At 39.4% G+C, this 9,846-nt stretch carries 10 protein-coding genes; all 10 read right to left on the bottom strand.

Annotation, left to right across the window (positions count from 1 at the left end; translation table 11 throughout):
• Positions 1-182: 182 nt before the first annotated feature.
• The gene (locus QZ334_RS04600) at positions 183-776 is read right to left on the bottom strand and encodes a Mug protein (RefSeq protein WP_024065713.1); all 594 of its coding nucleotides are present in this window, start codon (positions 774-776) and stop codon (positions 183-185) included.
• 147 nt (positions 777-923) lie between these two features.
• Positions 924-1,862 (bottom strand): hypothetical protein, encoded by a 939-nt coding sequence (locus QZ334_RS04595; RefSeq protein ID WP_060923819.1) that lies wholly within the window; start codon positions 1,860-1,862, stop codon positions 924-926.
• 54 nt (positions 1,863-1,916) lie between these two features.
• Entirely contained in the window at positions 1,917-2,648 is a 732-nt protein-coding gene (locus QZ334_RS04590) for a sortase (RefSeq protein WP_129823809.1), read from the bottom strand.
• Positions 2,649-2,893: 245 nt separating this feature from the next.
• The gene (locus QZ334_RS04585) at positions 2,894-3,634 is read right to left on the bottom strand and encodes a hypothetical protein (RefSeq protein WP_024065501.1); all 741 of its coding nucleotides are present in this window, start codon (positions 3,632-3,634) and stop codon (positions 2,894-2,896) included.
• Between the two features lie 8 nt (positions 3,635-3,642).
• Positions 3,643-4,599 carry a flotillin-like protein FloA gene (gene floA, locus QZ334_RS04580; protein ID WP_129823811.1) on the bottom strand — a complete coding sequence of 319 codons (957 nt, stop codon included), beginning with the start codon at positions 4,597-4,599 and terminating at the stop codon, positions 3,643-3,645.
• Positions 4,600-4,635: 36 nt separating this feature from the next.
• The gene (locus tag QZ334_RS04575; RefSeq protein WP_178884467.1) at positions 4,636-5,100 is read right to left on the bottom strand and encodes an NfeD family protein; all 465 of its coding nucleotides are present in this window, start codon (positions 5,098-5,100) and stop codon (positions 4,636-4,638) included.
• Between the two features lie 239 nt (positions 5,101-5,339).
• A complete protein-coding gene (uraA, locus tag QZ334_RS04570) occupies positions 5,340-6,623 on the bottom strand; it encodes a uracil permease (RefSeq protein ID WP_060923823.1) in 1,284 nt (427 codons plus the stop codon).
• Positions 6,624-6,733: 110 nt separating this feature from the next.
• On the bottom strand, positions 6,734-8,077 hold the full coding sequence (locus QZ334_RS04565) for an FtsW/RodA/SpoVE family cell cycle protein (protein ID WP_295232309.1): 1,344 nt from the start codon (positions 8,075-8,077) through the stop codon (positions 6,734-6,736).
• Position 8,078: 1 nt separating this feature from the next.
• A complete protein-coding gene (gene trmB, locus QZ334_RS04560; RefSeq protein ID WP_024065973.1) occupies positions 8,079-8,738 on the bottom strand; it encodes a tRNA (guanosine(46)-N7)-methyltransferase TrmB in 660 nt (219 codons plus the stop codon).
• A 171-nt stretch (positions 8,739-8,909) separates the two neighbouring features.
• The gene (locus tag QZ334_RS04555; protein ID WP_024065972.1) at positions 8,910-9,593 is read right to left on the bottom strand and encodes a carboxymuconolactone decarboxylase family protein; all 684 of its coding nucleotides are present in this window, start codon (positions 9,591-9,593) and stop codon (positions 8,910-8,912) included.
• Between the last annotated feature and the right edge of the window lie 253 nt (positions 9,594-9,846).

Raw genomic sequence — 9,846 nt, 5'->3', positions numbered from 1 at the left:
TCATTAATTTTATTTATAACAATATATACATAGCCAATCATAATATAGTTATATCCATTTTTCTAATTCACATTAATTTTTGATAACAAAAACACCTTTGACTGTTTATATGGCATCATTAAAAATACAATATAACAACAAAGGTGTTATTTATACATATTAAATTAGTTTACTTATCAAGATTATTTCGTTTGTAATCCACAAGCCTTAAAGAAATTTTTATAGGCTTCAGCCTTTTTGGCAAGGCTTAATGGATATGCACGAGATGTAGATGGCAATCGTGTTAACGTCAGTTCACGACCGTTAAACACAAAGGGAATTGTCTCCCCTGTTTTAGGTAGTTTAACCTTTTCTGGCAAAAGGCTTAACAAAATTTCTGTGGCCTTACCACCTGTGGTACCAATATGTTTACAGTGTGGAATTCGGTCCAATACCTCTGCAAGCGGTACAGGTTCAACGACCTTAAGAAATGCATCCGATGCATTGCCCTTTTCGCGTATAGCTTTCAAAACAGTAGGACAAGAAGCAATCCCCGCTTCAGATAAGAACGCTTTAATCTTATCCGCATCAAAGGCTTTTTCCTCACCTTTTCTAAAGTGTTCCTTATCGTCAAAGAATACTAAGCCATACACGCGCCACATATCATTTTGAAAGTTAGGATAATGAAATTCCATAGAACGCTTTTCGGAAGTTGGTGGGAATGTTCCCATCATCATGACCGTCGTATTCTTTGGTAAGAATGGCGGAAATGGTCTCGTTTCAATTGTTTCTGCCACAGAGCATCAACTCCTTTCACAATCTAGTATGGACTCAACTTTCAACACAATATATGAACTATGTCACATATTCAAATTCAATTAGCTACTATGTAAGACATTAGCAATATTAACAAAAAGATATAGCAACGATTATAAGATCAACCATTATTGAACGATAGGTTGAGATACCAATGTATTGATATAATCAAAACCTACTGGTGTTGGAGATACGAGGTATAAGCACACAACAGCAGCTACAGCAAAGCCAATAGCCAAGTAGGAGAAGCTGCCGTGTCGTGGAAACTCGTACAAACCAAATAGACGAATACCGATAGCCGCACCAATAGCAGTAATCAAGGATGGTATGGAGAAAATATTATACAACCCAAACACCACCATGAGACCTGCATAACCACCTACTACAGTAATCATTGGTAGCATACGATCCATTGGATTTGGAATAGAACGAGTTAGCGCTGCTGGATAATAAGATGCTTCTACACCAAACATACCCAAGAATAGATTAAAGTCAGCCCAAATTGTTTCCCACGCACCTCTAAAAGCATCTCGATGGTTCCCTACATACCATGCAAAGCCTGTAATAACTAAGATTGCTAAACCAGCACAGATGAAGTAGTATTCGCTAGGAATTTTTGGACCTGCATAAGCACCTACAGCCGTTACAACAGCACTTAAAACTGATGTAACGATAACGCGATGTAAACGAGGACGTTTATTTTCAGGAATCCGTTTATACACGGTAGCCAATAGTTCTAATACAAAGCAAGCCATAAAGACTGCAATGCCCGCAGCCGGTGCAAAGTAGGCTGTAATAATAGTCAAAATAAAGGGAATGCACAAGCGCCATTTAGGGAATAATACAAGATCTTTATAATCTAAACGAACGTCTTGTGTCTCCATTGTAAAGTTGTTATACACTACAAAGAGTAACATGAAAGCAATGACATCAATGGCATTAGCACCCCAAATCAATAGAGTTGGTACTATAATCATTGACAAGGCCACCCCAGATACACGGGATAAACCAGCGGCAACTATGCCAAGTAAGAAAAACGGTATTAAAGCAGAGATAATTTCGAACATAATATTCCTCCCATCATTGTATAAATTTAAGTATATAGTATCTACTACACTACATCAAGGAGAGATATATTTTTTCATAGCTAGTCGCTTTCTCACCGCAGAAGCAGAGCATCCCATTATCTGCGCTATTTTAGCAACACCATACCCTTTTGCTCGTAGGTTTTTTATGTTATTTTCATCTAACTGTAAAGTATTGGTACGAATTTCTATGCCTTGTTCCCGTAGATAAATAGCCACCGTAGATCCTCGTATACCATAGGCTAAACCTATGTCATCGGTACTCATATGATGATGAATATATAAGTAAGCCATCTCCTCTACCTTTCGATGATTTTGTACCTTCGGTGTTGTACACATTCCCATATGCCTCAACACATGATGTACTTTCCATTGCGATATGCCGTACATGCGAGCAATAGAATCCGAAGTATTTCCACTTTTATAAGCTCTACAAATACGTACTGGATCGATAGATACATTCTTCGTGGATCGCTGGCAAGCCAGTCCATATTCCTTCATACGGCTTGCCATTGTCGTTATAGACACATCATAACGCTTTGCTAACGAGTGTAGAGACCACTTACCAGTTTCGTATAGAGCTTGTACATGAACCATATTGATATCCTTTTTCAAAGGTCTTCTCTCAATGTCATACTGCTTCATGCGTCGCATAATAGTGTCTACACTACACTGAAAATACTCTGCTACCTCTCTAACACTCCACTGTTTCTCTACATATAGTTGTTCCAATAGCTGTCTAGGTATAACGCGCACATTACGATACATAATATCACCTTTCCTTATAGACGAACTCCCTTCTCTATTATTGTGAAAGCTCCATCAAGAAAAAACAATACAAAAAAGGTTCCTAATAGTCACATAGGTGACCAATAGGAACCTCTTTTCATATGTAATTATATGCACCACATACGATAGGTGTAATTCTAGTTACTATCACAATATCTGAGCATAAACCATTCATATTCTATGGCCTAACAACCTTCTAGTAGAGCTTATTGTTAGCATTCTAATTAGCGATATCTCCGCTCTAGAGCTTTGGGCTTTCCTAAAATAATAGACCACTTCATTCCCTCTTTTAAGGCATGATTAGCTTTTCGTTTACGTGTTGAAGTTACAGCTGGGACAGTTGTGACACTTACATTCTCAAGAAGAACACGACCCTCTTTAGATGCTTTATCTCGTTTAAACTCAGCTAAACGCTCATTTAAAGAAGGACCTGTAACAGACTCTCGAGCCGAACGAGTTGTATTAGTACTAAAGCTAGTTGATTTAATTGAGGTTTTCTTGGATGAACCATGAGTACCTTGTTGCGTTGTAGACGCTTCATCGTAATGATCCTCGGAAGCTAAAACTGTTTGAGTTTTATCATTACTTGGATCCACTTCAACATGTTTATCAGATGTCTCCGTATCATCATATTGAAACAGTCTTCCACCCTTTTTTCGTAAAGGGGCCTCAGGATGCTGATTTTCAATCGGTCTATTTTTGAAGATTTCACGATAAAAATCATCATCATACAACAAATCCTCAGGTGAAGGTTCTACAGGCTTTTTCTCTATGGAGATACCATATTCACGCTCCATATCCTCCCAAGTCTGGCCAGAACTCGAACTTTCATAGTTATCATAGTCATCAGACTCTTCAGTATTCTTGCTTTTTATAATAGAAAAAGCAATGTACGCGATGATACCTAAAACAATAATAGGATTATGCGAAAAGATGGATAGCACGGAAGACAAAATAGAGTCCATAGCTACTCCTATTCACTATCTGCTAAGTTTTCACGCATTTTAGTGTCTGCAATAATATTGTTCATATTGTAGTAATCCATAACGCCAAGATTACCGTTTCTGAAAGCTTCTGCCAATGCTTTAGGAACTTCAGCTTGTGCTTCCACAACCTTAGCTTGCATGTCTTGTGTTTTCGCACGCATTTCTTGTTCTGTAGCAACAGCCATTGCACGGCGTTCTTCTGCACGAGCTTGAGCAATTTTCTTGTCCGCTTCCGCTTGATCTGTTTGCAATTGAGCACCGATGTTACGTCCTACGTCTACGTCAGCAATATCAATGGATAAGATTTCGAATGCAGTACCCGCATCAAGACCTTTACCCAATACAGTACGAGAGATGTGATCTGGATTTTCTAGTACATCTGTGTGCTCTTCAGAGGAACCTACAGTTGTTACAATACCTTCACCAACACGGGCGATAATAGTCGCTTCACCAGCACCACCAACGAGGCGGTCAATATTAGCACGTACAGTTACACGAGCACGAACCTTGAGTTCGATACCGTTTTTCGCTACTGCAGAGATAATTGGTGTTTCAATCACTTTAGGATTAACGGACATTTGTACCGCTTCCAATACATCGCGACCTGCAAGGTCGATAGCTGCGGAACGTTCAAATGTCAAAGGAATAGATGCGCGTTCAGCGGCGATTAAAGCATCTACAACGCGGTCAACGTCACCACCTGCAAGGTAATGCGCTTCAAGCTGATTTACATTAACATCAAGACCTGCTTTATTAGCTTTAATCAAAGGCATTACGATTTGGGATGGATTTACACGACGCAAGCGCATACCTACGAGTGTAAAGATACCAACATTAACGCCCGCTGCAAGAGCAGATACCCAAAGGCCTAATGGCACAACATACAAGAACACCATAATCCCAATCAGTAGAATGGGAATCAAAACTAAAATACCTACATCCATAATAACCTCCATTATATACGACGATGTGGTGAAAGCTTAATCGCGCTTTCTAACAATATTGCGGCCGCCTACAACACGAAGCACCACAATAGGTGAACCGGCATCGATGAAGTCCCCTTCGGTCACAACATCCACCAAATTACCATCAATTTTTGCGATACCTGCAGGGCGCAGTGTAGTATGAGCTACGCCTTCTTTACCAACTAAGTCATCTAATACATCATTAGATACATAGCCAGCTTTTGTCGTAGATCGTTGCCCTAAGGTAAACAATTTGCCTATCCAAGTCTTTTCAAAGTGATTAAAGAACATGATGATAAGGACAATTAACAAGGCTGTTAATCCTAGTACAGCATATAGCGCCATAGTACCTTCTCCAAGCGCTTCGAAAACACCCCATAGGAAAACACAATAACCAATGAGTCCCAAAATACCGCCTGGAACAACGAGTTCTACCGCCATCAGGGCAATCCCTATAGCCATCCAAATTAAAAACTCCATAGGCCCTCCTCTCTATAATTAATTTTATGCAACTTATATATTCATTATACAATATAAAGAATAAATTATAAAGAAAAATGAAAACGACTACTTTCACAGATTACACCTGATTCAGTAGTCGTTGTTTATAAAGTATATTAGTTCAAAGTTTTAATGTTGTAGTTATCCTCTATTAGAAGTTGTCCTCTATTAGAAGTTATCATCTTAAGATACTATTTCATTAATAGACTTGAATTAAATTATACTTCTGTTTTTTTCAATTGGTCATTACCAACGCCTGTTTTTTGAAGGATCAATAAGATAATACTCATTGCCATGCCTACTACAGTAGCAAGCCCCATGCCTTTCAATACAACAGGACCTACAGCAAGTTCTGCACCGCTAAGACCTACAACGAGGATAACAGATGTTAAGATCATGTTAACAGGGTTTGTATAATCTACCTTGCGTTCTACAAGCATGCGCAAACCTGATGCTGCAATGATACCGAATAAGAGAATGGATACACCACCCATAACTGGAACTGGAATAGCATGAATAAGAGCTGCTACTTTACCTACAAAGGAGATAATCATCGCAAGAACTGCAGCACCACCAATTACCCATACGCTAAAGCAACGAGTAATAGCGAGGACACCGATATTTTCACCGTATGTCGTATTTGGTGTGGCACCAAAGAAACCAGAAAGGATGTTCGCAAGGCCATCACCTAGCAAGGAACGTTGTAGACCTGGTTCTTTCATCAAGTCTTTTGATACAATGTTGCTCGTTACAACTAAGTGACCTACGTGCTCAGCAAATACTACAAAGAGTGCTGGCATAATCATAATAATGGCATTGATATCAAATACAGGCATGCCATAGAACTGTGGTAAAGAGAACCAAGGAGCAGCCTCTACAGCAGAGAAATCAACAACTCCCATGAAGGCAGACAAGATATAGCCGGAAACAACGCCAATCAAAACAGGGATTACAGCTAAGAAGCCACGGAACACAACAGTACCAAGCAAGGTAACAACTAAGGAAAACATAGAGATAAAAATAGCTTGGCTGTGGCTCATGCCTAAATCTTGATTGCCAATAAGGCCAGACATACTCATTGCTACTGGCGCTAATTCCAAACCGATAATAGCTACGATAGCTCCCATCGCTGCTGGAGGGAATAACTTATCAATCCAACGAGTACCAATATAACGAACGAGAATAGATAAAATCACAAAGGATAGACCAAATACAACGAAGGCCCCCTTTGCAGCCTCATAACCAAGACCTGCAGATAATACGCCTGCTACAGGAGCAATGAAAGCAAAGCTAGAACCGAGGTATGCAGGGATTTTACCTTTACAAACAAACAAATACAGTAATGTACCGATACCATTCATGAATAAAGCTGTTGCCGGATCTACTTTTAACAAATATGGTACCAATACAGTTGAACCAAACATAGCAAATAAATGTTGAAAACTAAGTGGCAACATTCGACCCCAGGACGGGCGTTCTTGGATATCAATATAATCCTTCATTTTTTCTCCTCACACACAATACAAGTACGTTGCATTTATACAGCACATCTTAAGAGATGCTATATAAATCCACACTAAATATATTCACCTTATACTACATAAGTTAAATATCAACGTTCAGACCTAGGTCGTCTACGAGTAGGCTTTTTAGTCTCTCTCGGTCTGAATGGACCAGGCATTTCCGTTTTTTGAGGACTCCTCGGAGCAGCCGGTTTGAATCGGCTTTGCGTTTCCTCACGTAAAGATGGCAAAGCCTCAGCAGTACCAACTTGTTTTACACCTTCTACATTGCGACGACCAACGCTAGCTAACAAGCCTATAGCCATAAAGTTCATCAACAGTGAGGAACCACCATAACTAATAAATGGCAAAGGTACACCTGTTACAGGCATAATGCCACAAACCATGGCAATGTTAAATAATGCTTGTCCACTGATGAGCAAGGTTATCCCCATCGCTAACCATTTGCCAAATTCATCGCGAGATCGATTAGCAATGCGGAATCCAAAGAATGTAAAGGCTGCCACCAAAAGAACTACAAAGACAGCTCCGATAAAGCCCATTTCTTGAGCCCACACGGCGAATGCAAAGTCTGTGTGTGCTTCTGGCAAGTAAAAGTACTTAGATGTACCTTGCATAAAGCCTTCTCCAAGAATACCGCCAGAACCTACGGCCAAAAGGCCTTGCACCGTTTGATAGCCCATATCTTGAGCATGAGGCCAAGGGTCGAACCAAGACTGAATCCGTTCCCAACGATACGGTGACATACGAGCTGCAATAAAGCCTATCACACCAGCTACAGCAAAAGCACCACCAAAGAATCGACCATCAAAACCTGCTAAATAAATTAATATGAAGGAGAACCCAAAGATTAGCACAGTTGTCCCCATATCTGGTTGCAAGATCGTTAACACTGCAAAGATTATAGGCCAAACTAACATTGGCAACATATAACCTACGCGCTCACTCACATAACCTTGTAAGTTTGTGAGTGGATTATTATATCTTGATTTTCCCCATTTTCTCATGGTACTCAATTTAGCGGATGTCCATATTATGGCAGCTAATTTGGCAAATTCCGACGGCTGTATCGATACGGGACCGATAACAATCCACCGACGCGCACCATTAATGACAGAGCCCGCCACAAGAACTAACACCATGCCTATTAGGGTTGCAATCATTATGCGTTGCAACATATGTGGCTTTTGTAGTTGTCTATAATCATACCGATATAGAATAACACCTATTGCCATTGAAAGAAATAGGAAACCTATATGCTTTGAAAAATACCCTAAAAGCCCTGTATTTTCGTAAATAGAGCTAATATAGGTGGCACTGAAGATATTCACACTACCTATAATCGTGATGAGTACTATAGGTAAGAGCATACCTTGTAAATCATTTTTAAAGAGTGAGCCCCACCGACTATCCCCCTTATTCGGTGTTTCCATGTTAAGCCTCCTTTTGTACTTTCGGCTTAATTGCTTCTAAGCGGAAAATAGGTTGCCCTTTAGCACTAAACTTTTCTTCATACTCAGTTTTTACATTTGGAAGGTCTGTACTATGTAAATCATAGGTTACATTTTTAAGTTCCCATCCGCATTCTTTGAATTCTTCAAGAGAGAACATAAATAAACCTTCATTATCAGTTTTAAAGTGAACCTCACCACCGTCTTTTAAAAGACGAGCATAACGATCGAGGAATGTATGATATGTGAGGCGACGCTTAGCATGCTTTGCCTTAGGCCATGGATCACAGAAGTTGATATAGAAGCGATCTACTTCACCTGGCGCAACAATCTCTTCAATACCAGCGATATCAAAAAGAGATACCTTAGCATTATCTCGTTCTGCTTCAAAGATTTTTTGTGCTGCGTAATAGATTACCCCAATTTGCACTTCAAATCCTACGAAGTTAGCATCTGGATACGCTTCGGACATGCCCGCAATAAAGCGTCCCTTACCTGTACCAAGCTCCATATATAATGGTCGTTCAGGATGTACAAATAACTCACGCCATTTACCCTTATACTGCTCTTGACCAGATAAAATAATATGAGAGTCATATTCGTGGATAGCTTCATCAATCCACGGTTTTCTACGAAGGCGCATACTTTCTCCTTACATCTATATTAATTATTAATTATATCTATTATTACAGGTCATATACCTATCTTATTAATTATAGAAAAGGGGGCGTTAAACGTCAATTATATTTCCCTTTTCTACATATGATTTAGAACATAAAAAGACCTACCTCCGAAGAAGTAGGTCTAGATGGTATTAGAAAATCAAAGTTTCAAGATTTTCAATTTGATATTTGCTGAGGCCAAGCTCAGATAAACTCTTTTCAGATGCAGCGAATAGATTATTTTTACCTACGCGTGTACCTAAAGCTGCGGCAGCGACCAATTCACGGTCTAATTTACCTAGGCGAGAACGATTGCGATTTTGTGGTTTCGGCTTCTTCATACGGAACGTATTATATTGAACCCCTTCCTTAGCGTCCTCAGGCTTCTGCTTTGTTAAAGCAGCCCCATTAGTGCCATTCCCCAATAAAGCACTAAGTCCTGTTTGCTTAGGAACCATTTTTTCGTAATCAGCACCAAACTCAGGGCGCTCTTCACGCAATTGATCGAATGTAGCTAAAGCTGCATTCATTTGCTTCAAACCAGCAGCAGAGTAAAGTTGACGAATGGCAATACTCACCTCTTGCGGTGTCAACGTACCTCGCTCAATAGCAGAAGCGATTGCACTTTTCAACGCACCTTGATCACCGGACGCTGTATAGCGACCGATATCAACTAAGTCTTTTTGACGTGCATTGAGTTCTTTAGGCGTATATATATTTATCTCAGATATAGACGGTGCCTGCTTAGAAGGCTGTTCTCCCGCCCCATTAGCCTCAGACATATAGCCACCGGCGACGATGGCCACGGCTAATGTTAAGGTTAATACTTTTTTCAACGTCTTAGAATCTCCCTTTTCATTAATACTTACTTATATAATACTGTGATATTTCTGTACATTAACAACAAACTTGTTCTACTGTAATACATACTGTAGATAATATTATATAATACTTCATCTAATTTTTATAGTCCTATTCGAAAAAAATCTATAATCTTTTAACATTTTTTATATTTTTATAAAATATGACATTAAAATAATGCAGTAGAAATCGGAAATTCACTAGATTTCTACTGTATTTATAGAGAGA

Source organism: Veillonella sp. (assembly GCF_019414865.1).
In the GTDB taxonomy this organism is placed as follows: Bacteria; Bacillota; Negativicutes; order Veillonellales; family Veillonellaceae; genus Veillonella.
This window is presented reverse-complemented; position numbering and strand designations above follow the sequence as displayed.

Excerpts from the sequence above, each read along its gene's own strand:
- QZ334_RS04595 (WP_060923819.1), bottom strand. The coding sequence starts at position 1,862 with ATGTTCGAAATTATCTCTGCTTTAATACCGTTTTTCTTACTTGGCATA.
- QZ334_RS04590 (WP_129823809.1), bottom strand. The coding sequence starts at position 2,648 with ATGTATCGTAATGTGCGCGTTATACCTAGACAGCTATTGGAACAACTA.
- QZ334_RS04585 (WP_024065501.1), bottom strand. The coding sequence starts at position 3,634 with ATGGACTCTATTTTGTCTTCCGTGCTATCCATCTTTTCGCATAATCCT.
- floA (WP_129823811.1), bottom strand. The coding sequence starts at position 4,599 with ATGGATGTAGGTATTTTAGTTTTGATTCCCATTCTACTGATTGGGATT.
- QZ334_RS04575 (WP_178884467.1), bottom strand. The coding sequence starts at position 5,100 with ATGGAGTTTTTAATTTGGATGGCTATAGGGATTGCCCTGATGGCGGTA.
- uraA (WP_060923823.1), bottom strand. The coding sequence starts at position 6,623 with ATGAAGGATTATATTGATATCCAAGAACGCCCGTCCTGGGGTCGAATG.
- QZ334_RS04565 (WP_295232309.1), bottom strand. The coding sequence starts at position 8,077 with ATGGAAACACCGAATAAGGGGGATAGTCGGTGGGGCTCACTCTTTAAA.
- trmB (WP_024065973.1), bottom strand. The coding sequence starts at position 8,738 with ATGCGCCTTCGTAGAAAACCGTGGATTGATGAAGCTATCCACGAATAT.